Genomic DNA, 19,902 nt, shown 5'->3' on the forward strand with positions numbered 1-19,902 from the left:
GGCCCTCCTCCTAAATGCGTTGCAGGGCTGGATCCCACAGCCCTGCGGCCAGAAGCATTGCACTCGCAAGTTTTGTCGAAATCAAGACAATCGCGGCGCCGGCTTCATCATCCTGTATGCGTCTGGGCAGATCGCGCAGGAGCAGGTCGGTCAGCCGGTAGGCCAGCAGTTGCAGGATGAGGGCAACAAGCCCCCACAACATGAGATCAAGCAGCGAAACACTGGAGGCCAGGCAGGAGGCGAGCGGAATTGCCAGGCCGACAATCGCCCCGGCCAGCGCCAGACCAGCCGTGCCGTTACCGCCGCGCACCAGCGCCAGCTCTTTCCAGGGGGTCAGCAGGATATAGACCGTTGATGCGAGGATCAGCATGACACCGGCGGTCCCGGTCCAGAGCAGGAATGTTGGAAAACCTTCCTGGAAGGACTGCAATACTGACTCCATTCACGCCTCGCTCTTCTGTCTTTTGAAGGATTGTCCTAAACAAGCCTGACAGCTCACTCAAGGAGAATGGAGCGCACATGCTGCATCGTGGAAAAACGGCCCTCGTCACCGGATCAACCAGTGGTATCGGAAAGGCGATAGCCGAAGCTCTTGCAGCAGAAGGGGCCGATATTGTTCTCAACGGCCTGGTCGAGCCAGGCGAGGATGAAAAACTGGTTGCCGATTTTGAAAGCCGGTTCGGCGTGAAGGTGGGTTTTTCCGGTGCGAACCTGACGGATCCCGAAGCAATTGAGGGCCTGATCGGCTATGCCACGCGGGATTTTGGCGGCGTCGATATCCTGGTCAATAATGCCGGCGTACAGCATGTCGCCCCGGTTGAGGACTTCCCGGTCGCCAAGTGGGATCTCATCATCTCCCTCAATCTCAGCGCGGCGTTTCATACAACGCGCATGACGATGGCGGGCATGAAAGAAAAGGGCTGGGGGCGGATCGTGAATACGGCGAGCGCCCATGCGCTTGTCGCCTCGCCCTACAAGGCCGCTTATGTCGCGGCCAAGCATGGTATTGCCGGGCTGACCAAGGTGGTCGCGCTTGAGGGGGCCGAACATGGCGTGCGCTGCAATGCCATCTGTCCTGGCTATGTCCATACACCGCTCGTCGACGCGCAGATTACCGATACGGCGCGGGCACGCGGGATCAGCGAAGAGGAAGTAAAGCGGGATGTCCTGCTGGCTGCCCAGCCGACCAAGCAGTTTGTCACGGCTGAGCAGGTCGCGGCGATGGCAGTATTCCTGACAAGCCCGTCTGGCGATCAGGTCAACGGGGCATTGATGCAGATGGATGGTGGCTGGGCCGCCCACTAGCTGCGACCTGGCAGGCTTTTGGCTGCCTAGTTGTCTTCGCGCGGCTCTTCTTCCGGCACCGGCGAGACCCTGAGGCCTGTAATCTGGTTACGAGTCTTGCGGATGACATCGAACCGGTGATCGTGAAAGGCAAAACGCTGTCCCGGCTCAGGGATGGTCTGCGCTTCGTGGATGAGAAGGCCAGCCACGGTAACAGCTTCATCATCCGGCAGGCTCCATCCTGTGGCCCGGTTGAGGTCTCTGATTGTCACCCAGCCCTCGACCATGACTGACCCGTCAGCCTGCGGGCGCACACCCTCGACGGCGACGTCGTGTTCGTCATGGATGTCACCGACAATCTCTTCGAGAATATCCTCAAGTGTCAGCAGGCCCTGTAGCTCGCCATATTCGTCGACAACGAGGGCGAAATGATTACGCTCCTTGAGGAAGAGGTCGAGCTGGTCCTGGAGGGGTGTGGTCTCCGGGACGAACCAGGGTTCCCTCAGCAGGCCCTCGAAGTTGACGTCATCGACCGAGCCTTTCTCGTGAACCACCGCGCGCAGCAGGTCCTTCATGTGGAGAATGCCGGTGATCTCGTCTTCCTCTGCATTGTAGAGCGGGATCCTCGTGTGCGGGCTATTGAGTGCCTGCTTGATTATTTCGCCGGGCGGTTGCGATGCATCGAGCATGGTGATGTTCTTGCGGTGGATCATCACCTCTTCGACGGTCATGTCCTTGAGATCCAGCGCGCCGACAAGCCGGTGCCTGTCGGCCTCGTCCACGCCACCTTCGGAGTGATGGTAGTCGATTGCGCCGCGGATTTCCTCCTCCGCTGTGAATGTCGCATCTGGCGCACCAGCGCCCACGAGGCGGAGCGTTGCATTGACCACGACCTGGATCATGACCGTGATCCAAGCGACCGTGGCGACAAGCCATGAAATCGGCTTGCCGACTGACATGGCCATCGAGTCGGCGCGTGTAATGGCATAGGTCTTCGGCAGAACTTCGGCGAAGACGAGAACAAGGACCGTCATGACGGCCGTTGCCACGGCTACGCCCATGCCGCCGGGCAGCAGGCTCGCGAACAGGTTTGTCGCAAGTGCAGAAGCAAGGATGTTGACGAGGTTGTTTCCGAGCAGGATTGCGCCAATCAGACGTTCCCGGTCAGAGATGAGGCTGCTGACAAGCGCGGCCCGCTTGTCTCCGTCACGCTCAAGCTGGTGGATGCGATTGCGGGAGGCTGCCGTCAGGGCTGTCTCGGAGCCCGAAAAGAAAGCCGACATCCCGAGAAGGAACAGGATGGCGACAGATGTTCCGATAATCATGGATCAGCCCTGCTGAAGCTCCGCATTGAGAAATTCCCGAACATCGGAAAGGTCCGCGTCCGGTTGGATGAATGCCTTGCCGAGACCGCGTGCCAGGATCAGAGGAACCTGGCCTGCGCGTGCTTTTTTGTCCTGCTTCATGGCTTCCGTCAGCGTATCTGCAGGATAAGGCCCGCCCGGCAATGCCTTTAACTGTGTTACAAGGCCTGCAGATTCAAGCAGCCGCGTGGCGCGTACCGCATCCTGGCTATCCATCAGGCCCTGCCGGACAGAGTAGCGAAGGGCCAGCGCCATCCCCGCCGCAACCGCTTCCCCGTGCAGGAGCGATGACCTGAACCCGTTGGCCGCTTCCAGGGCATGGCCGAATGTGTGGCCGAGATTGAGCAGGGCGCGTACGCCGGATTCTGTCTCGTCCTGCGCGACAATGCGGGCCTTTGCTGCGCACGAGACGGCCACAGCATGAGCCAGCGCTTCGGGCTCGAGTGAAACGACGCCCATGCCGTTCTGCTCCAGCCATTCAAAGAAAGCCGGATCATCGATCAGGGCATACTTCACGATTTCGGCATAGCCGGCGAGACGCTCGCGCTGTGGCAGTGTTTGCAATACCGATGTATCGGCCAGCACAAGTTGTGGCTGGTAGAATGCACCGACCAGATTCTTGCCTTGCGGCGCGTTCACTGCCGTCTTGCCGCCGACAGAACTGTCCACCTGTGCGAGCAGGGTTGTTGGCACCTGTACGAACTTCATGCCGCGTTTCATCAGCGAAGCTGCAACGCCGGCCAGGTCGCCGACGATGCCCCCGCCGAGCGCGATGAGAACATCGTCGCGTCCTGCGCCTTCAGAGAGCAGCCAGTCGAGCACATGGCCCAGTGTTTCCCAGCTCTTTGAGCTTTCGCCCGGTGCGACCGTGTGCATCCGCATGGACAGGCCGGACGTCTTCAGGCCTGCTTCCAGGCGCTCGGCATAGAGTTTGCCGACATGTTCATCGGTCAGGACAAAAGTACGTGGCTGGCGGATCAGAGGCGACATGAACTGCCCGGCCCTGTCGAGAAGGTTCTCACCGATCAGGATGTCGTAACTGCGCTCGCCAAGCTCGACGCGCACCTGTCTGTCTTCAGTCATCGTTTCAGCCATGTTGGGCCTTTGACCACAGATCAAGCGCTTTGAGAATGGAATTCACCGTGGCCTTGTGGGGGCCTTCCTCGCTGCGCACGACAAGGTCGGCCTGTTCATAGATCGGCGTCCTCTCATTCAGCAGCTTTCCCAGAACGCCTTTCGGGTTATCAGCTTTCAGGAGGGGACGATGGCTGCGCTTGGAAACGCGCCGCCAGAGAGTTTCGAGATCGGCGTTGAGCCAGATTGTCACTGCCTTTTCCTGCAGCAGGGCACGGGTCTCGGAATTGAGATAGGCGCCGCCGCCTGTCGCAAGGACATGAGGAGGCTGATTGAGGAGCCGTTCAAGGACGCGGCGCTCACCCCGGCGAAACTCTGCTTCCCCATGCAGGGTGAAGATGTCGGAAATGGAAAGACCCGCGGCTTTCTCGATTTCGTCGTCACTGTCATAGAAGTCACGGCCAAGCGTATTGGCCAGGCGTTTGCCAACGGTCGATTTGCCAGCGCCCATCAGTCCGACCAGTGCAATTGTCCGGTCTGCAATGGCCGCCTCAATTCTGCCAGCGTCGCTTGAGTATGTACTCTTTGTCGTCATGGGTTTTCGCTTCCCTGCTGACTGTCCTATACAGTCTCGCACGTGGCGGGCAATGATTCCGGCGATTCGAGGCCGGAGAAAGAGGTTTGGTTTTGCGTAAGTGGTTCATCCTGTTCGGTGTCCTGATTGTGGGCGTACTGGCAGCAATCTGGTGGCTTGGCCGGGAGGTGGATTCCGCCATGCCGGAGGAGGGCGAGATGCGCATGGAGATCGAGAATGTCTTTTAGTGCACGGACATGGACGGCCGGCATCATCGCGACCGCCCTGTGCCTGCCTGGTGCCGCCCAGATCGAGTCCAGCGGACTTGGGGATGTCAGCGCCTGGGGTGTGAGTTACCTCGACCGTAGCGAAGAGGACTTTGGACGAGGGCTTTGGACCGGATCTGACATTGGGTATCTCCTGGATCTGATGGAGGGCATTGATGTCACATCGCTGTCCCTGCCGGAGAAACAGCTTCTCAGCCGGGCTTTGCGAGCACCGAGTTCTGCGCCGGATACGGCTGGAAGTGAGGATAAAGCTTTTCAGGCAGCGCGTGTTGAGGCCTTGCTTGCACTGGGCGAGCGCCGCGCCGCCGCAAGCCTGGCCGATCAGGCGAATGTGTCGCTGGACGGCGTCAACCCGGATATAATTCTTTCCGACGAACGCCTGGTCGAAGGCGAGCGGGAAGTGGTCTGCGCGCAGATGAATACGTCTGGCGAAGGGCGCTTCTGGTCCGAGTTACGGGCCATATGTGCGCTCGAGGCCAGCCGGGATGGTGTGGCAGAACTCGCCATCGAGATTGCGGGCCAGCAGGAAGGCGCCAGTCCCTGGTTCGGGAACGTCGGCTTCGCTGTCCTTGGGGAGCAGGAGGAGAAGCCTGCAGCGCGTTATGGTTCGGGCATCGAGCTTGCGTTGTCGGACCTGGCGGAACTTGAGCCTGATGAAGACAGTATCAGCGAAGCACGTCCCGACATTGCCGCACGCATTGCCCGTAACGATGAGCGTCCGCTCAATCTGCGTCTGGCGGCGGCAGGCATAGCGGCACGCGCCGACATGCTGTCGCCGGATACACACCGTGAACTCTACCGCGCGCAAGTGAGCGAAGCGGGTTTCGAGCCCTCAAATGACATTGAGGCCGCTTTTGCCGTGCTGGCAAAGGAGCCTGAGCCGGAAATGCTGGAATATGATCTCCCGTCGCGTGCAAACGGGCCGGTCGACCTGCGTTCAAGCCGCGAGGACTGGATAGGGCCTGTACGTCCCGGCGACCTTGATGAGAATGTTTCCGAAGCCGGCAGAGATGATGAGATATCACTGGCGGAAGAACAGTCGCTTGCCGTCAGCCAGGCCCTTCGAACGGTGGAGAGCCATGATGAGTTTGCGGCACGGGCGCGTCTTTTTGAGGCTGCACTGGAAGAGATCCCGGCTGATGATGACACCGCAGGCAGCGCATTCATTTTCGCGGCGGCAGCCATGGAGACAGGAAATATAAGCCTCACCGACAAGTGGCTGGATGTGACAGACCCAGAGGCGCTTGAAGAAGCCGATCGGTTCCGGTTCGCGCTATTGGAGGGCTATGCTTCTGTTTTCGGTGGCGAGCGCCGCGATGTCGAGCCAGACGAATTTGCTGGCACGCTGATCGAGATGGGTGTGGAGCCAGCCCAGGAAGCGGCTGCGCTGACACTATTCTCCGTCTGGGCCGGGCTGGACATGCCGGTTCCCGCATCCGCCCGTGCAGCGCTTGCGCGGTCCGATAGAGGTGCGCGGCGTATAGATGCAGGCATGCTTGCCGCGATTGAGGCGGCAGAACGCAACGGCGCTACAGGAGAGGCGCTCCTTGGCATCTTGTCCCAGACCAATGGTGCGCCGGGTGAGCTTTCGGGCGCGGACCTTTCCACCCTGCTCTGGAGTTTGCAGCGCATGGATGCCCTGCGTGATGCGAAGGCGCTGGCGCTGGAAGCTGCAGGGCTATGGCGCCTTGCGGCACAGCCTGCGGGATAAACGGGATATCATTCGCAATAGCCTTCATGCGCGCCACCTGTAAGCGCTAGGCGAGCGCAGCCAGTCCTTCTCGGAGCGCATCCGCCGTCTCGTCGCCTAACAGGCGGTCGACGGCGGCATGCTCGCGTGTCCATATCTCTGCTGCTTCGGCGAGCAGTTCCTGACCGTCCTGCGTGAGCTTAAGCAGCCGGATACGCCTGTCCTTTGGCGCGGGGATGACCTTGACCAGTCCGCGCCGCTCGAGCGGTTTCAGGTTTGCTGTCAGCGTGGTGCGGTCCATTGCCAGCAGGTCTGCCACGGGCCCTATCGGCGGGGGCTCGGGACGGTTCAGCGACATGAGCAGGGAGAACTGGCCATTGGTCAGCCCGAGCGGCCTGAAGGCCTCGTCGAATCTCCGCGCCAGCGCACGCGCAGCTTTTTGCGCCGCGAGGCAAAGGCAATGATCGCGCACATGAAGTGTTGTTTTGAAAGATACCTGATTCGTCATTGACATGACATAATATGTTGATATCAACGTAAATAGTCAAGATGTGTTCTGGAGCTGTTACATGCCACTCGACCAGCATGCCGATATTGAAATTTCCGCTTTCAACTGGGTGCCAGATTTCGCGCAGGGGTTCGTGCGGGATCTCCGGCCACGCTGGGCGATGGAAGAGGCTGGAATAGCCTATCGCACCACGCTTTTGCACGCCGCTGAACCAAGGTCCGAGACCTACATCGCTGCGCAACCATTCGGTCAGGTCCCTGTCATGACGGACGGTGATCTAAGTATCTTCGAGTCCGGCGCGATCCTTCTGCATCTCGCGGAGAAGAGCGACATACTGATGCCGAAGGACCCGGCTGGCCGGGCGGCGACACATGCTTGGCTGTTTGCGGCCCTGAACAGTATCGAGCCGTTCATGTTCGAGCTTTTCTTCGTCCATATCGTACATGCCGACCAGGAATGGGCGAAGCTGCGCAAGCCAAGCCTGGAGGCTTTCGTGCATGAGCGCCTGAAGCCGGTTTCGGCGGCGCTGGGAGACAAGGAGTATTTTACCGGACGTTTCACGATTGCCGACATCGCCATGACGACAGTTCTCAGGGAGATTGACCGGTATCTCGGCCTCTCCGGATATCCCAATCTCGAAGCTTACCTGAAGCGTTGTATGGGCCGCCCGGCCTTCCAGCGCGCGCTTGAAGCGCAAATGGCAGATTTCACTGGAAAAGCGCCTGAAGGATTTCCGGCCTGATCCGACTTTATGCAGGAGAAAAGAGCATGAGCTATATTATGGGTTTTGTGGCCGCTGTTCCGGAGGGCAACAAGGAGGCCTATCGCAAGCATGCAGCCGACGCATTTCCGATATTCAAGGACCATGGCGTGACCCGTCTGGTCGAGGCGTGGGAAGAAGACGTGCCGGAGGGCGAGCTTACCGACCTTCGCAAGGCGGTGAAGGCAGAGCCTGGCGAGAAGATCGTCTTTTCTTGGATGGAGTTCCCCTCCCAGGAAGTTGCCAGGGCGATGGACGAGAAAATGCAGTCCGATCCGCGTATGCAGGAAATGGGCGAGACCATGCCCTTCGACGGCAAGCGCATGATATTCGGCGGCTTCGAGACTGTGTCAGATGTCGGTGCTGCTGCAGGTACCGGCTATGTAAACGGAATGGTCGCGGCTGCACCCGACAAAGGCAGGGAGAAGTACGCCGCCTTTGCGAAGCGGATGGCCGAGGTTTTCCAGGATCATGGTGCCACGCGCCTGCTTGATGCCTGGGGTGTGGATGTGCCGGTCGGAAAGGTGACGGATTTCCAGAGCGCCGTGCAGGCGAAGGAAGATGAGGCGATAGCTTTCGGATTGGTCGAGTGGCCCTCAAAGGCGGTCAGCGATGCCGGGTGGGAAAAAATGATGGCAGATGAGCGGATGCAGGGCGGCGAAATGCCGTTCGATGGCAAACGCATGATCTTTGGCGGGTTTTCGCCGCTCCTGGATCTAAGCTAGTTTTTAGCTGCGCCATTTGAGCGTGACCGGTCTGACCGGGTTTTCGAAGGGGCGGTTCTCGGTCCGTGAGGCCGCCCATTCCTTCTTGAGCGTGCGATACCACTTGGCCTGCACGTCGATATCGTCAATCCAGATCATCGATTTCTGATATTTCATGCCTTCGTTCTGGAGGTCGACGATGTCGCCGTCCTGGCGCAGGAACTTGCGCGCGGCACTTTTGAGCACAGGAATTGCGAGATTGAGCAATGGCGCCCCGGTAAACCATGTGACCTGCGTTATCCGCGTCTTCTTGGCATAGACGGGTGTAAGGCAGGTCAGCGTGACAAGCCGCATCTTCTGGTTCTCGATGACTTCCCAGCGGTAACCCGGCAACTGGAAAATGATCTCGGTCGTTACGGCACCCCCGAAGACCGCCTTGTAAGCCAGCGAATTGGAGGAGGGCTGATGGCGATCAATGGCCCAGCCACGTTCCCGCGGGACAAAAGGTTTTTCCTTCAGTCTGAGCCCCGCGCTTGGGGGCCGCCACCACCATTGCGAGTGGACGAACGCAACATGTGCCGGGTCCATCAGCCCGACAATGGCATCATCCATATGGGCGTTGAATTCTTCCTGGATGACGAATTTCGGTGTGTCCGGCAGTTTGCCAAAGTCCGGTGGCGGGACATCCGGCTCATCTGAGAACCTCGGATCATGCGAGATGAAGACAAAAACCATGCCGTTTGTTTCATGTACCGGATAGCGCCGCACCTTGAAGCGGCTCGCCTCATAGGGTTGCTCTTCCAGCACGGAGGGCATGTGCCGGCAGACCCCGTCCGTACCAAACCGCCAGCCATGATAGGGGCACTGCACGGTCGGCTCGCCATTCGTGTCGACCTGTTTGCCGGCTGAAAGGGGGACGAGCCGATGCGGGCATATATCACGAAGCGCAAAAGCTTCCCCCGCAGCGGTGCGTCCAACCATTATGGGCTGGTCCAGCATGATCCGGTTGATCAGGCCGCCGGGCTTCAGTTCCTTCGACGTGCAGGCCAGGTACCAGCTGTCGGTCAGCCAGCCTTCCGGCGTGATGCCGGGCTGGTCTTCGCTGTTCCGGTCGATGAGGGTCTGTGAGTCGGCCATACCTTGCCTTTTATCCCGGCTGCCATGCTGCAGAAAGAGCGTATTCAGACGCTTTGACAGCATGCGCCTGCTAGCCGGGAAGCTCAAGCACCGCTATATGGCGCAATCATGATACCCCGCGACAAAATCCGCAATTTCTCCATCGTGGCACATATTGACCACGGCAAGTCCACCCTGGCTGACCGGCTGATCCAGGTCACGGGTGGCCTCACCGATCGCGAGATGCGCGAACAGGTGCTCGATTCCATGGACATCGAGCAGGAACGCGGCATCACGATCAAGGCCCAGACGGTTCGCCTGGAATACGAGGCAAAGGATGGCGAGACCTATATCCTGAACCTGATGGATACGCCGGGCCACGTTGACTTTTCCTATGAAGTCTCGCGCTGTCTCGCCGCCTGCGAAGGATCCCTGTTGGTGGTCGACGCCTCGCAGGGCGTAGAGGCGCAGACGCTTGCCAATGTCTACCAGGCCATCGAGCAGGATCACGAGATCATCCCTGTCCTCAACAAGATCGACCTGCCAGCCGCCGAACCTGAGCGCGTGAAGGAGCAGATCGAGGATATTATCGGTCTCGATGCGTCCGATGCGATCGAGATTTCGGCCAAGAACAATATCGGCACCGAAGACGTTTTGGAGGCCATCGTCCAGCGCCTGCCGTCGCCGCCTGAGGGTGATGCGGACAAGCCGCTCAAGGCCTCGTTGATCGACGCCTATTACGACCCCTATCTCGGCGTTGTCGTCATCGTCCGCATTGTCGACGGGGTACTGCGCAAGAAGCAGAAGATCCGTATGATGCGCGCGAAATCGACCTATGAGGTCGACAAGGTCGGCATCTTCGGGCCAAAGCCGACTGACGTTGACGAGCTTGGACCCGGCGAGGTCGGGTTCCTGACGGCCTCGATCAAGGAAGTTGCCGAAACCGCGGTCGGTGACACGATCACGGACGAGAAGAACCAGACCGACACCCCGTTGCCGGGCTACAAGGAAGTCGTGCCAATGGTCTTCTGCGGGCTCTTCCCGGTTGATGCTGGCGACTTTGATGACTTGCGCAACGCCATGGGCAAGCTGCGCCTCAACGATGCGTCCTTCACCTGGGAGATGGAAACCTCGGCCGCGCTTGGCATGGGCTTCCGGTGTGGCTTCCTCGGCCTGCTTCACCTCGAAATTATTCAGGAGCGCCTGTCGCGCGAGTTCGACCTCGACCTGATCGCGACGGCGCCTTCGGTCGTTTACGAAATGACGATGACGGATGGCTCCGAGCTTGAGCTTCATAACCCGGCTGACATGCCGGACGTGGTCAAGATCGATGAAATCCGCGAGCCCTGGATCACGGCTACGATCTATACCCCGGACGAGCATCTCGGCTCGATCCTTCAGCTCTGCCAGGACCGCCGCGGCATCCAGAAGGAGCTCTCCTATGTCGGCGGGCGGGCCATGTGCAAATACGAGCTGCCGCTCAACGAGATCGTCTTCGATTTCTATGACCGGCTGAAGTCCATCTCCAAGGGCTATGCCAGTTTCGAATACGAGCTGATCGGCTACCGGGCGGGCAATCTCGCCAAGATGTCGATCCTCGTGAATGAGGAACCGGTCGATGCGCTTTCAATGCTGGTGCACCGGGACCGGGCAGAGGGCCGCGGGCGCCAGATGTGCGAGCGCCTGAAAGAGCTCATCCCCCGGCAAATGTTCAAGATTCCGATCCAGGCGGCGATTGGCGGGCGTGTCATCGCGCGTGAGACCATTTCAGCCCTGCGCAAGGATGTGACGTCGAAATGCTATGGCGGCGACGCAACGCGCAAGCGCAAGCTTCTGGAAAAACAGAAAGCCGGCAAGCAGCGCATGCGCCAGTTCGGGAAGGTCGAAATCCCGCAGGAGGCGTTTGTCGCCGCGCTGCGCATGGATGACGATTAGGTCAGTAGGCTTTTCGAGCCAGCCTGTAGTTGATCCAGTAGCGGCGACCTGTACGTGGCTTTTTCAGCTCCCATTCCAGGAGGCTTCCATCGTCGGAAATCGCCGGCTCGGGCAGGTCATCCGGTAAGTTTTCGATAGGCATGCCGGTATCTATGGCAATGACCTCGACTTTCGGTGTGGCAAAGCTGAACCTGTATCCGAACGGGGCTTTCGCAATGAGCTGGGCCCGGAACGTGTCAATGCTTACGGGAAAGCCAAGAGTCGATCCAGCGTCTGTGAAGGCATCGCTTTCTGTGCCCGGTGTCGCAATCAGGACCTCGTAGGCAATAGTTTCACCGCGCATGACGCCGGGCTCGACTTCTGGCGACCAGGTCACACTATAGGGTTTGCGGCCCCGGATCCGGTCTACGGCAATGTCGATTGGGCTGACGGCATGCCCCTTGTTGCGAAAGGCATGCGGTCGGTCGCCATCCCGGTAAACAATCTTGAAAAGCACCTTGCCGCCATTCAGTTCACGGTTCCAGACAAGTGTTTCATTCGGGATGCGGTGCAAGGTTCGCTTCGAGCGGTTTTCAATGCGGTTGATGATACTCGCTTCGAAGTCTCCATTCTCGGCAAACGAATAAAAGTACCGGACATCGTGACAGATCACGCGACTTGGCAATATCACTCGCGATACAAGCAGTCGCACCGCGTTAAAGGCCAGTATCGCGAGGATAACAACGAGCGGTATGGCTGCATTTACATCTATGTCTTCAGGAACATAGTCCTGGAGGTCCAGACCAAATACATACTTGCACAAAAGGGGCAGCAGGATTGCTGCCACAGCCGTGCAAAGCTGGAATATCGGATCTGTTAGTAGCCGCCGCACCCTGCCTTCCCCACCTTGGTTGGTGAATGTTATTGCAAATCCTGTCCCTGGAAAGACTGCAATTGTGCTTTTTTGGGTTTTCCAGAAATTCCTCCCCGACGTCACCGATAGGCAGGCCCGCGCCATGCGCATAGGCTGTCGATAACAAGACAAGGGAGGTACCAAATGCCGGATACAGCAACGCAGTTTGATGAGCTGATCTATGAGGTCAGCGATCATGTCGCCACGATTACGCTCAACGCGCCCGACCGGATGAACACCATATCCGGCCCGATGCTGGACGGGCTTTCACAGGCACTTTTGAAGGCTGATGCCGACCCGGAGGTGCGCTGCGTCATCCTGACTGGCGCGGGCCGGGCTTTCTGTGCGGGACTAAACCTCGAAAGCGCGACGCAGGATGAAGGCATGGGCTCCGGCGCGGTCTCCAGCGCGAATCTGGATTTGCGCAACACGCCGCCGACCATCCTGTTCAACATGGACACGCCCACGATATGCGCCATCAATGGCGGCGCGGCCGGTTATGGCATGGACACCGCACTCGGGTGCGATATCCGTATCATGTCAGACAAGGCGAAGATCGCCGCCGCGTTCACAAAGCGCGGTATTCTTCCCGAGTCTGGCGGGACATGGTTCCTGCCGCGCATGCTGGGTTGGGAAAAGGCTGCCCAGCTTATCTTCACGGGCAAGACTCTCAGCGCCGAAGAGTGCCTGGACTATGGTCTGTGTTTCAGGGTTGTTGCCCATGACACACTGATGGATGAGGCCCGTGCAATGGCGGACGAGATTGCCTCGAACGCTCCCATGGCTGTGCAGGCCTCGAAACGCCTGATGCGCATGGGGCTTTCAGAGCCGTTCACAGAGCATGTCCATCATGTCTTCCTGCAGCTCCTGCCCCTGATGAAATCAGAGGATGCGCGCGAAGGCATGATGGCGTTTCTCGAGAAGCGGCAGGCCGAGTTCAAGGGCCGCTAGCGCAGGCTTCCTAGCGTGTCGGGACCGGCTTGTCGCCGCTATAGTCGTAGAAGCCGCGCTTGACCTTACGCCCGAGCCAGCCAGCCTCGACATATTTCACGAGAAGGGGGCAGGGCCGGTACTTCGTGTCGGCCAGCCCGTCATGCAGGACCTGCATGATCGACAGGCAGGTATCGAGGCCGATAAAGTCGGCCAGTTCAAGCGGGCCCATCGGATGGTTGGCCCCGAGCTTCATGCCCGTGTCGATAGCTTCCACCGTGCCGACGCCTTCATAAAGGGCATAGACGGCTTCGTTGATCATCGGGACGAGAATGCGATTCACGATGAAGGCCGGATAGTCCTCGGCATTGGTGGTGGTCTTGCCCAGCGCTTCGGCAAAGCCTAGCGCCATGTCGTAGGTATCCTGGTCGGTTGCCAGTCCGCGGATGATTTCCATGAGCTTCATCAGCGGCACGGGGTTCATGAAGTGCAGGCCGATGAACTTCTCGGGCCGGTCCGTTGTGGCGGCAAGACGGGTGATCGAGATCGAGGAGGTGTTCGTGGCGAGATAGGCGTGGTCTGGCACCACTTCGCAGAGGGACTTGAAAATGGCTTCCTTGACTTCCCGTTCCTCGGTCGCCGCCTCGATGGCGAGATCGACCTGCTCGAAAGCTGTAAGGGACGTGCTCGGCTTGATACGCTTTATGGCGGCGGACAGCTCATCCGGTGAGATGAGTGACCGGGATACCTGCCGGGTCATGTTGGCTTCGATAGCTTCCATACCCTTGGCGAGCGCTTCATCCGAGATGTCGTTCAGGTGAACATTGTAACCGGCCAGCGCCGCGACATGCGCGATACCGTTTCCCATCTGGCCTGCACCAATAACACCGACAGTACTGATCTTGCCCATAAAGCCCTCCGAAGGCGGATCATTTTCAAAGTATACCTAGCAAGACTGGTTGTGCAGTGCACCAAAAATCAAGGCCTGTGAGCATGTGGCGGGCCAGTCAGCCAGCGAATGTGGCCCGGTGAGCACAGCAGTTTTCCACCCAGGGCAGTGTCGCAACTATCTATGATGTGATTATCTTCCGGCTTCGAAAGTCGACAGGATTGGACAAGGGCCCGGTTCGCCATTGGCACATTCACGGGCCAGCTTTTCCAGCGCATCGCGTGAGAATTTCAGCTGCTCGATCATGGTGTCGAGCGCACCGATACGCTCCTCGGCAAGCTGGCGGGCACGTTCTCTGTCCTGGCTGGCGTCGAGTTGCAGCAGTTCGGAGATCTGCGTGAGCGTGAAACCGGCCAGTTTCGCGGCGCGCACGAAGTGTAGCCTCCTGAGGTCTTCCTTGCCATACCGGGCAATCTTGCGTCGGCTTCCCGATCCGGTCTGGGGAACTGGCGTTTTGAGTATACCGCGCCTTTGATAGTAACGAACTGTTTCCACACCGACGCCTGCCGCGGCTGCGAGCTGCCCGATTGTCAGATTTTCCATGTCTTGACTCCGTACCATGGTACGGAACCTATTTAAGCGGCAGCTGTAGTCTATTTAAGAGATGGAGTTGCTCTGATGACAGAAACGACAAGAGAAATAAGTGCGCAGGATGGACCGAAAAAGGCTGTCCTTTACCGCATGGTCATGGACCAGCACATCTGTCCGTTCGGGCTGAAATCGCGCGATCTTCTGAAGCGCGAAGGGTATGACGTCGAGGACCATCATCTCACGACGCGTGAAGAGACCGATGCCTTCAAGGAAAAGCATGGTGTAAAGACAACCCCGCAGACCTGGATCAATGGGCAGCGCGTTGGCGGGCACGACGAGCTGCGCCGGTTCTTCGGCAAGGAAGTCGAGGCCGACAAGCAGGACCAGACAACCTACCAGCCTGTGATCGCGATTTTTGCGACGGCCGCACTGATGGCCCTGGCGTTCAGCTGGGCAGCTTTCGATACGATTTTTACCGTGCGCGCGGCCGAATGGTTCATTTCCATTTCAATGTGTATTCTGGCGATACAGAAGCTCCAGGATCTGAAGGCATTCCAGAACCAGTTTCTTGGCTATGACCTGCTGGCTCAACGCTATGTGCGCTATGCCTTCTTCTACCCTTTCGCTGAGGTCACAGCCGGCATACTCATGGTTGCCGGGGCCCTGACATGGATCGCATCGCCGCTCGCCCTGTTCATTGGCACGTTCGGCGCAGTTTCCGTTTTCAAGGCGGTCTATATCGACAAGCGGGAGCTGAAATGCGCCTGCGTCGGCGGCGACTCCAATGTGCCGCTGGGCTTCATATCGCTCACGGAGAACCTGATGATGATCGCAATGGGCCTCTGGATGCTGCTCTAGGCATCGTATAGGTACTGATCCATGAGTGATGCAAAAGAAGTCGCCCGCCTGATCCGGCACGCCGAGCGCGTGCTCATCTTCACTGGCGCGGGCATATCCACTGAAAGCGGTATTCCCGATTTCAGATCGCCGGGCGGCGTCTGGTCCAAGATGCAGCCGATCTATTTTCAGGATTTCGTATCTTCACGCGATGCGCGCCGGGAATCATGGACGCGGGTTTTCAACCGTACGGCCGGATGGGTCGGCGCGCAGCCGAATTCCGGGCATTATGCCATTGCTGAGCTGGTCAGGCAGGGCAAGGTTGGCGCTGTGGTGACGCAGAACGTCGACAATCTCCACCAGGATGCCGGTGTGCCCGATCACCAGGTGATCGAGATCCACGGCAATGCCTCTTACGCCAAATGTCTCGATTGTGGAATGCGCCATGAGATCGAGGAGTTGCGTGCCCCCTGGGAGGCGGATGAGGAGATTGTCTGCGTAAACTGTGCCGGCTTGCTGAAAACCGCGACGATATCGTTCGGGCAGGCCATGCCTGAAGACAAGATGGAGCGGGCGACGGCCGAAGCCGAAGCTTCCGACCTGTGTATCGTGCTCGGTTCATCGCTTGTGGTCTATCCGGCTGCAGGTATTCCGGTGTTGGCGCGCCGTGCCGGTGCCAAGCTGGTCATCGTCAACCGTGAGCCGACCGACATGGATGCGTACGCTCACCTCGTCATGAATGCCGAGATCGGTGCGCTGATGGATGAGGTTATGTCAGAACTCGAGAGCGCATAGAAAAAGCCCCGGCCCTTGTTTGGGGACCGGGGCTTTTCCTGTATGCGGTACTATTTGCGAGCTAGACCGCTTCGGTCAGCTCCGGCACGGCGTTGAAGAGGTCCGCGACCAGGCCATAATCGGCAACCTGGAAGATCGGGGCCTCTTCGTCCTTGTTGATCGCAACGATGATCTTGGAATCCTTCATGCCGGCAAGGTGCTGGATGGCACCGGAAATGCCGATGGCAATGTAAAGTTCCGGGGCAACGATCTTGCCGGTCTGACCGACCTGATAGTCGTTCGGCGCATAGCCGGCATCGACAGCTGCGCGCGAGGCGCCAACCGCTGCGCCGAGCTTGTCAGCCAGCGGCACGATAACGCGGTCGAACTCTTCCTTGGAGCCAAGAGCCCGGCCACCTGAAACAACGCGTTTTGCAGACGTCAGCTCCGGACGGTCACTCTGGACGATCTTCTCCTCGACGAATGCCGATTTGAATGGCCCGGAAGGAGCGTCCACGGTCTCGACGGAAGCCGAACCGCCTTCTTCAGCCGCATCGAAGGATGCGCCACGGACCGTGACGATCTTCTTGGCGTCGGATGACTTGACCGTCATCATGGCGTTGCCCGCATAGATCGGACGCTCAAACGTATCAGCACTCTCGACAGCCGATATATCGGAAATCTGCATGACATCGAGCTTGGCGGCGATGCGCGGTGAAACGTTCTTGCCCATTGTGGTCGCTGGCGCGAAGAGCGCGTCATAGCCGTCCATCATCGGGACGATCAGCGCTTCCATGGCTTCGGCCAGCTGCTTCTCATATGGGTCGCCCTCGGCATGGAGGACTTTGCGAACGCCGTCGATCTTCGCGGCTGCCTCGGCCACGGCACCAGCATCCTTGCCAGCGACAAGGATGTCGATGTCGCCGCCAAAAGCCTTGGCTGCGGTGACGGTTTTGTGGGTCGCGTCGAAGAGCGCCTCATTATCGTGATCGGCAAGTACCAGAACAGCCATTAGAGGGCTCCTTTCGTCTTGAGTTTCGAAACCAGTTCGGAAACGTCCTCAACTTTTTCACCAGCTTCACGCTCCGGCGGCTCGGTGACTTTAACAACGCTCAGGCGGTTGGCCATGTCGACACCGAAATCATCAGGGGACTTCTCGTCGATTGGCTTCTTCTTCGCCTTCATGATGTTTGGCAGCGACGCATAGCGCGGCTCGTTCAGGCGAAGGTCGGTGGTGATGATTGCCGGGCTTTCCAGTGCCAGTGTCTGGAGGCCGCCATCGATTTCGCGCGTCACGGTCACCTTGCCGTCCTCGATGGAGAGTTCGGAGGCGAATGTGCCTTGCGGCCAGTCAAGCAGGGCAGCCAGCATCTGGCCGGTCTGGTTGGAATCGTCGTCAATCGCCTGCTTGCCGAGCACGACAAGATCGGGGCTTTCTTCCTCGACGACGCCCTTGAGAATTTTGGCGACGGCCAGCGGTTCGGCAGTGTCATCGGTCTTGACCAGGATGCCGCGGTCAGCGCCCATGGCGAGCGCGGTGCGCAGGGTTTCCTGCGCCTGCTGCGGGCCGATCGAGACGACGATGACTTCCTCTGCGGCGCCCGACTCCTTGAGACGGACAGCCTCTTCGACAGCGATCTCGTCGAAGGGGTTCATCGACATCTTGACGTTGGCAAGATCCACACCGGTCTGGTCCGACTTGACGCGGACTTTCACATTATAATCGATGACCCGTTTAACGGGCACGAGCACCTTCATAGGCTAGCTCCCATATTTGATGATCCTGAAGTCTCGCGATCACCTAAAGACCAAGCGGGCAACAATCAAGCTTGTCGCTAACGTAAAGGTCAATTCGTCGCGATAGTCTGCTATCGTGCAGAGCAGGGAAAATGCCTACTCGCCCTGGTTGTCGACATCCTCGAACCAGACCTCGACCGGGCCCTTGAGTTTGAGGGTCAGCGGATTGCCCTTTCGGTCGAGCGACTTGCCTGCGGCTACCTTGATCCAGCTTTCCGAAAGGCAGTATTCAACGACATTGGTGCGTTCCTCGCCCTTGAAGCGCACGCCGACCCCGCGGGAGATGAGGGCTTCATCATAATGCGGGCTGCGCGGATCGAGGCTCAGGCGGTCAGGGGGTGTGTTTGTATCTGTCATGGCTTCATGACTTGCCCGGATGAGCGGGAAATCTCAAGGGGCTTGTGTGAGAGCCTAGGATGGGATTTCGCCTGGACCCCTGCGGTAATAGACTGACCGGTTGGATGGTGACGTGCCATCTGGCAGGTAGACCGTCTGAACCACCCGCATTGTCTGCTCGTCGATCAGGATATGGCTGGTACGCATCAGCATCTCATCGCCGAGATAGGCGGCTATGGCGATTTCGGAGTTGCTCTCGGCCTTGATGGCGATGCGGTCAATCAGGTCTGTATTCGGGAACGGCGCGGCCACGCCATCGGGCTTGCCGCTGAACCGGGCTGTCTGATCCTGACCGCTCGCGTCCTGCCACGCCATGTCGAAGACGAGCGTTTCTCCCTCTGCGGAGATCGCATAGGTGCCGGAGAGGGGGGCGTCTCCCTGCTGGTATTTGCTGGAGGCCGGATCGAGTTTCCAGCTGCCAAGAAAGCGCAGTGCGGACTGTTCTGCCATGATGCACGACTTACCGGTTCTTGCCCGGAACCCATTTCACGTCACGTGTGCCATTCCCGTTGGCGGCGCGCGACGCCACGAACAGCCAGTCGGACAGGCGGTTGATATAAGCGAGTGCTTCCGGGCTTACCTCCTCGTCCTCTGCGGCGGCAAGTCTGGCCACATCACGTTCGGCGCGGCGGCAGATCGTGCGGGCAACGTGTAGATGAGCCGCAAGGCGCGAGCCGCCCGGCAGGATGAAGCTGTCCAGGGGGGCGATATCCGCATTCATGGCATCGATCTCGGTTTCCAGCCGCGTGACCTGTGTCTTGACGATCCGCAGCGGTTCCCAGCCCAGCTCCTTGCCGCGATCTGGCGTTGCGAGGTCTGCGCCAAGGTCGAACAGGTCGTTCTGGATGCGGTGAATGGCGTCAGCCTGCTCGCCTTCCGCTTCAAGCGCAGCGATGCCGAGAGCCGCATTCACCTCATCCACAGTGCCATAGGCAGTGACACGGGGATGCCACTTGTCGGCAGGTTCGCCGGTCGACAGGCGCGTTTTCCCGCGGTCACCGGTGCGAGTATAGATCTTGTCCAGCTTTACCATCGGGTGCCCCTACAGGACTTCTGTCTATCCGCCAAATGCGCCGAGAACGAAACCAAGGGCACAAAGTATCAGGATTGCGATCGCCTGAACGAGAACCCTCATACGCATCAGCTTGTTCGAGCGGCTCGCCTGATCCGGGTCCGTCCGGGTGAGGTTGAACAGCCCCAGGCCAAGGATGACAATCAGGCCGGCAAGCGCGATGTAGAAACCGATGGTCAGTATGTTGGCCATGAGAAATCCTTGTTAGTAAAACCCCTGTCTAGAGGGTTCGCGGGCAGAAGTCATGCGTGTTCAGGTGCGCCGCCTCGCCGCAAGCGCTGATAAGCTGACAGTTTTTGACGCACCCCCTTCTCAGGGCCTTTATTCGGCCGCGATTACACCCATTTATGCATCTGCGTGATAATTCAGATGCGCAAAACGGGGAAAGACGCCGCCGCCGAGCGGGGCTATAAGCTTTTTCCATATCC

The 19,902-nt window shown here is 59.0% G+C and carries 24 protein-coding genes; 9 read left to right on the plus strand and 15 right to left on the minus strand.

Going from position 1 to position 19,902, the window contains the following annotated elements:
- Positions 1–10 precede the first annotated feature (10 nt).
- Positions 11–442: a DUF350 domain-containing protein gene (locus Q1K31_RS06085; protein WP_300377787.1), complete on the minus strand. Its 432-nt coding sequence runs from the start codon at positions 440–442 to the stop codon at positions 11–13.
- Between the two features lie 77 nt (positions 443–519).
- On the opposite strand from Q1K31_RS06085, the gene Q1K31_RS06090 reads away from it, so the two are divergent.
- Positions 520–1,305, plus strand: a complete 786-nt coding sequence (locus tag Q1K31_RS06090) for a 3-hydroxybutyrate dehydrogenase (RefSeq protein WP_300377790.1) — start codon at positions 520–522, stop codon at positions 1,303–1,305.
- A gap of 26 nt (positions 1,306–1,331) precedes the next feature.
- On the opposite strand, the gene Q1K31_RS06095 is transcribed toward Q1K31_RS06090, so the two are convergent.
- From Q1K31_RS06095 to Q1K31_RS06105, 3 genes are read right to left on the minus strand one after another with little or no spacing between them, the layout of a single operon-like run.
- Positions 1,332–2,609 carry an HlyC/CorC family transporter gene (locus Q1K31_RS06095; protein WP_300377794.1) on the minus strand — a complete coding sequence of 426 codons (1,278 nt, stop codon included), beginning with the start codon at positions 2,607–2,609 and terminating at the stop codon, positions 1,332–1,334.
- A 3-nt stretch (positions 2,610–2,612) separates the two neighbouring features.
- A complete protein-coding gene (gene aroB, locus Q1K31_RS06100; RefSeq protein WP_300377796.1) occupies positions 2,613–3,731 on the minus strand; it encodes a 3-dehydroquinate synthase in 1,119 nt (372 codons plus the stop codon).
- A 4-nt stretch (positions 3,732–3,735) separates the two neighbouring features.
- The gene (locus Q1K31_RS06105) at positions 3,736–4,317 is read right to left on the minus strand and encodes a shikimate kinase (RefSeq protein WP_300377799.1); all 582 of its coding nucleotides are present in this window, start codon (positions 4,315–4,317) and stop codon (positions 3,736–3,738) included.
- 92 nt (positions 4,318–4,409) lie between these two features.
- Here Q1K31_RS06105 and Q1K31_RS06110 point away from each other — a divergent pair, with 92 nt between their 5' ends.
- Complete coding sequence (locus Q1K31_RS06110) at positions 4,410–4,544, plus strand: hypothetical protein (protein ID WP_300377802.1); 135 nt, start codon at positions 4,410–4,412, stop codon at positions 4,542–4,544.
- Entirely contained in the window at positions 4,534–6,294 is a 1,761-nt protein-coding gene (locus Q1K31_RS06115) for a hypothetical protein (protein WP_300377805.1), read from the plus strand. Before Q1K31_RS06110 ends, Q1K31_RS06115 begins: the two co-directional genes overlap by 11 nt.
- A 46-nt stretch (positions 6,295–6,340) precedes the next feature.
- On the opposite strand, the gene Q1K31_RS06120 is transcribed toward Q1K31_RS06115, so the two are convergent.
- Positions 6,341–6,781, minus strand: coding sequence for a MarR family winged helix-turn-helix transcriptional regulator (locus tag Q1K31_RS06120; RefSeq protein WP_367187535.1), 441 nt, complete (start codon positions 6,779–6,781; stop codon positions 6,341–6,343).
- Between the two features lie 61 nt (positions 6,782–6,842).
- On the opposite strand from Q1K31_RS06120, the gene Q1K31_RS06125 reads away from it, so the two are divergent.
- Positions 6,843–7,523 (plus strand): glutathione S-transferase family protein, encoded by a 681-nt coding sequence (locus tag Q1K31_RS06125; RefSeq protein ID WP_300377810.1) that lies wholly within the window; start codon positions 6,843–6,845, stop codon positions 7,521–7,523.
- A gap of 26 nt (positions 7,524–7,549) precedes the next feature.
- Positions 7,550–8,266, plus strand: a complete 717-nt coding sequence (locus tag Q1K31_RS06130; RefSeq protein WP_300377813.1) for a DUF1428 domain-containing protein — start codon at positions 7,550–7,552, stop codon at positions 8,264–8,266.
- A gap of 3 nt (positions 8,267–8,269) precedes the next feature.
- On the opposite strand, the gene Q1K31_RS06135 is transcribed toward Q1K31_RS06130, so the two are convergent.
- On the minus strand, positions 8,270–9,382 hold the full coding sequence (locus Q1K31_RS06135) for an aromatic ring-hydroxylating dioxygenase subunit alpha (RefSeq protein ID WP_300377816.1): 1,113 nt from the start codon (positions 9,380–9,382) through the stop codon (positions 8,270–8,272).
- A gap of 108 nt (positions 9,383–9,490) precedes the next feature.
- On the opposite strand from Q1K31_RS06135, the gene lepA reads away from it, so the two are divergent.
- Positions 9,491–11,296 (plus strand): translation elongation factor 4, encoded by a 1,806-nt coding sequence (lepA, locus tag Q1K31_RS06140; RefSeq protein WP_300377818.1) that lies wholly within the window; start codon positions 9,491–9,493, stop codon positions 11,294–11,296.
- A gap of 1 nt (position 11,297) precedes the next feature.
- Here lepA and Q1K31_RS06145 read toward each other — a convergent pair whose 3' ends face one another.
- A complete protein-coding gene (locus Q1K31_RS06145; protein ID WP_300377820.1) occupies positions 11,298–12,167 on the minus strand; it encodes a hypothetical protein in 870 nt (289 codons plus the stop codon).
- 165 nt (positions 12,168–12,332) lie between these two features.
- Here Q1K31_RS06145 and Q1K31_RS06150 point away from each other — a divergent pair, with 165 nt between their 5' ends.
- Positions 12,333–13,139 (plus strand): enoyl-CoA hydratase-related protein, encoded by an 807-nt coding sequence (locus Q1K31_RS06150; RefSeq protein WP_300377823.1) that lies wholly within the window; start codon positions 12,333–12,335, stop codon positions 13,137–13,139.
- A 10-nt stretch (positions 13,140–13,149) separates the two neighbouring features.
- On the opposite strand, the gene Q1K31_RS06155 is transcribed toward Q1K31_RS06150, so the two are convergent.
- On the minus strand, positions 13,150–14,028 hold the full coding sequence (locus tag Q1K31_RS06155) for a 3-hydroxybutyryl-CoA dehydrogenase (RefSeq protein WP_300377826.1): 879 nt from the start codon (positions 14,026–14,028) through the stop codon (positions 13,150–13,152).
- A 171-nt stretch (positions 14,029–14,199) separates the two neighbouring features.
- Entirely contained in the window at positions 14,200–14,610 is a 411-nt protein-coding gene (locus Q1K31_RS06160; RefSeq protein WP_300377828.1) for a MerR family transcriptional regulator, read from the minus strand.
- Positions 14,611–14,685: 75 nt separating this feature from the next.
- On the opposite strand from Q1K31_RS06160, the gene Q1K31_RS06165 reads away from it, so the two are divergent.
- Positions 14,686–15,456: a glutaredoxin gene (locus tag Q1K31_RS06165; RefSeq protein ID WP_300377829.1), complete on the plus strand. Its 771-nt coding sequence runs from the start codon at positions 14,686–14,688 to the stop codon at positions 15,454–15,456.
- Between the two features lie 21 nt (positions 15,457–15,477).
- Entirely contained in the window at positions 15,478–16,230 is a 753-nt protein-coding gene (locus Q1K31_RS06170) for a Sir2 family NAD-dependent protein deacetylase (RefSeq protein WP_300377831.1), read from the plus strand.
- 61 nt (positions 16,231–16,291) lie between these two features.
- Here Q1K31_RS06170 and Q1K31_RS06175 read toward each other — a convergent pair whose 3' ends face one another.
- The 6 genes from Q1K31_RS06175 to Q1K31_RS06200 all read right to left on the minus strand — a co-directional run bounded on the left by Q1K31_RS06175 (position 16,292) and on the right by Q1K31_RS06200 (position 19,666).
- The gene (locus tag Q1K31_RS06175) at positions 16,292–17,221 is read right to left on the minus strand and encodes an electron transfer flavoprotein subunit alpha/FixB family protein (RefSeq protein WP_300377833.1); all 930 of its coding nucleotides are present in this window, start codon (positions 17,219–17,221) and stop codon (positions 16,292–16,294) included.
- On the minus strand, positions 17,221–17,967 hold the full coding sequence (locus Q1K31_RS06180) for an electron transfer flavoprotein subunit beta/FixA family protein (protein WP_300377836.1): 747 nt from the start codon (positions 17,965–17,967) through the stop codon (positions 17,221–17,223). The genes Q1K31_RS06175 and Q1K31_RS06180 overlap by 1 nt, the downstream gene beginning before the upstream one ends.
- 135 nt (positions 17,968–18,102) lie before the next feature.
- Entirely contained in the window at positions 18,103–18,363 is a 261-nt protein-coding gene (locus Q1K31_RS06185) for a DUF3297 family protein (RefSeq protein ID WP_300377839.1), read from the minus strand.
- A 54-nt stretch (positions 18,364–18,417) separates the two neighbouring features.
- On the minus strand, positions 18,418–18,852 hold the full coding sequence (locus Q1K31_RS06190; RefSeq protein WP_300377841.1) for a hypothetical protein: 435 nt from the start codon (positions 18,850–18,852) through the stop codon (positions 18,418–18,420).
- A gap of 10 nt (positions 18,853–18,862) precedes the next feature.
- Entirely contained in the window at positions 18,863–19,435 is a 573-nt protein-coding gene (locus Q1K31_RS06195; RefSeq protein ID WP_300377843.1) for a cob(I)yrinic acid a,c-diamide adenosyltransferase, read from the minus strand.
- 24 nt (positions 19,436–19,459) lie between these two features.
- Positions 19,460–19,666: a twin transmembrane helix small protein gene (locus Q1K31_RS06200; protein WP_300377845.1), complete on the minus strand. Its 207-nt coding sequence runs from the start codon at positions 19,664–19,666 to the stop codon at positions 19,460–19,462.
- Between the last annotated feature and the right edge of the window lie 236 nt (positions 19,667–19,902).

It is taken from the genome of Henriciella sp., from assembly GCF_029936995.1.
Lineage (GTDB): Bacteria > Pseudomonadota > Alphaproteobacteria > Caulobacterales > Hyphomonadaceae > Henriciella.

What these genes read in the sequence shown, in the direction of transcription:
- Q1K31_RS06085 (WP_300377787.1), bottom strand. Translation starts at nt 442, where the DNA reads ATGGAGTCAGTATTGCAGTCCTTCCAGGAAGGTTTTCCAACATTCCTG.
- Q1K31_RS06090 (WP_300377790.1), top strand. Translation starts at nt 520, where the DNA reads ATGCTGCATCGTGGAAAAACGGCCCTCGTCACCGGATCAACCAGTGGT.
- Q1K31_RS06095 (WP_300377794.1), bottom strand. Translation starts at nt 2,609, where the DNA reads ATGATTATCGGAACATCTGTCGCCATCCTGTTCCTTCTCGGGATGTCG.
- aroB (WP_300377796.1), bottom strand. Translation starts at nt 3,731, where the DNA reads ATGACTGAAGACAGACAGGTGCGCGTCGAGCTTGGCGAGCGCAGTTAC.
- Q1K31_RS06105 (WP_300377799.1), bottom strand. Translation starts at nt 4,317, where the DNA reads ATGACGACAAAGAGTACATACTCAAGCGACGCTGGCAGAATTGAGGCG.
- Q1K31_RS06115 (WP_300377805.1), top strand. Translation starts at nt 4,534, where the DNA reads ATGTCTTTTAGTGCACGGACATGGACGGCCGGCATCATCGCGACCGCC.
- Q1K31_RS06120 (WP_367187535.1), bottom strand. Translation starts at nt 6,781, where the DNA reads ATGACGAATCAGGTATCTTTCAAAACAACACTTCATGTGCGCGATCAT.
- Q1K31_RS06125 (WP_300377810.1), top strand. Translation starts at nt 6,843, where the DNA reads ATGCCACTCGACCAGCATGCCGATATTGAAATTTCCGCTTTCAACTGG.
- Q1K31_RS06130 (WP_300377813.1), top strand. Translation starts at nt 7,550, where the DNA reads ATGAGCTATATTATGGGTTTTGTGGCCGCTGTTCCGGAGGGCAACAAG.
- Q1K31_RS06135 (WP_300377816.1), bottom strand. Translation starts at nt 9,382, where the DNA reads ATGGCCGACTCACAGACCCTCATCGACCGGAACAGCGAAGACCAGCCC.
- lepA (WP_300377818.1), top strand. Translation starts at nt 9,491, where the DNA reads ATGATACCCCGCGACAAAATCCGCAATTTCTCCATCGTGGCACATATT.
- Q1K31_RS06150 (WP_300377823.1), top strand. Translation starts at nt 12,333, where the DNA reads ATGCCGGATACAGCAACGCAGTTTGATGAGCTGATCTATGAGGTCAGC.
- Q1K31_RS06155 (WP_300377826.1), bottom strand. Translation starts at nt 14,028, where the DNA reads ATGGGCAAGATCAGTACTGTCGGTGTTATTGGTGCAGGCCAGATGGGA.
- Q1K31_RS06160 (WP_300377828.1), bottom strand. Translation starts at nt 14,610, where the DNA reads ATGGAAAATCTGACAATCGGGCAGCTCGCAGCCGCGGCAGGCGTCGGT.
- Q1K31_RS06165 (WP_300377829.1), top strand. Translation starts at nt 14,686, where the DNA reads ATGACAGAAACGACAAGAGAAATAAGTGCGCAGGATGGACCGAAAAAG.
- Q1K31_RS06170 (WP_300377831.1), top strand. Translation starts at nt 15,478, where the DNA reads ATGAGTGATGCAAAAGAAGTCGCCCGCCTGATCCGGCACGCCGAGCGC.
- Q1K31_RS06175 (WP_300377833.1), bottom strand. Translation starts at nt 17,221, where the DNA reads ATGGCTGTTCTGGTACTTGCCGATCACGATAATGAGGCGCTCTTCGAC.
- Q1K31_RS06180 (WP_300377836.1), bottom strand. Translation starts at nt 17,967, where the DNA reads ATGAAGGTGCTCGTGCCCGTTAAACGGGTCATCGATTATAATGTGAAA.
- Q1K31_RS06185 (WP_300377839.1), bottom strand. Translation starts at nt 18,363, where the DNA reads ATGACAGATACAAACACACCCCCTGACCGCCTGAGCCTCGATCCGCGC.
- Q1K31_RS06190 (WP_300377841.1), bottom strand. Translation starts at nt 18,852, where the DNA reads ATGGCAGAACAGTCCGCACTGCGCTTTCTTGGCAGCTGGAAACTCGAT.
- Q1K31_RS06195 (WP_300377843.1), bottom strand. Translation starts at nt 19,435, where the DNA reads ATGGTAAAGCTGGACAAGATCTATACTCGCACCGGTGACCGCGGGAAA.
- Q1K31_RS06200 (WP_300377845.1), bottom strand. Translation starts at nt 19,666, where the DNA reads ATGGCCAACATACTGACCATCGGTTTCTACATCGCGCTTGCCGGCCTG.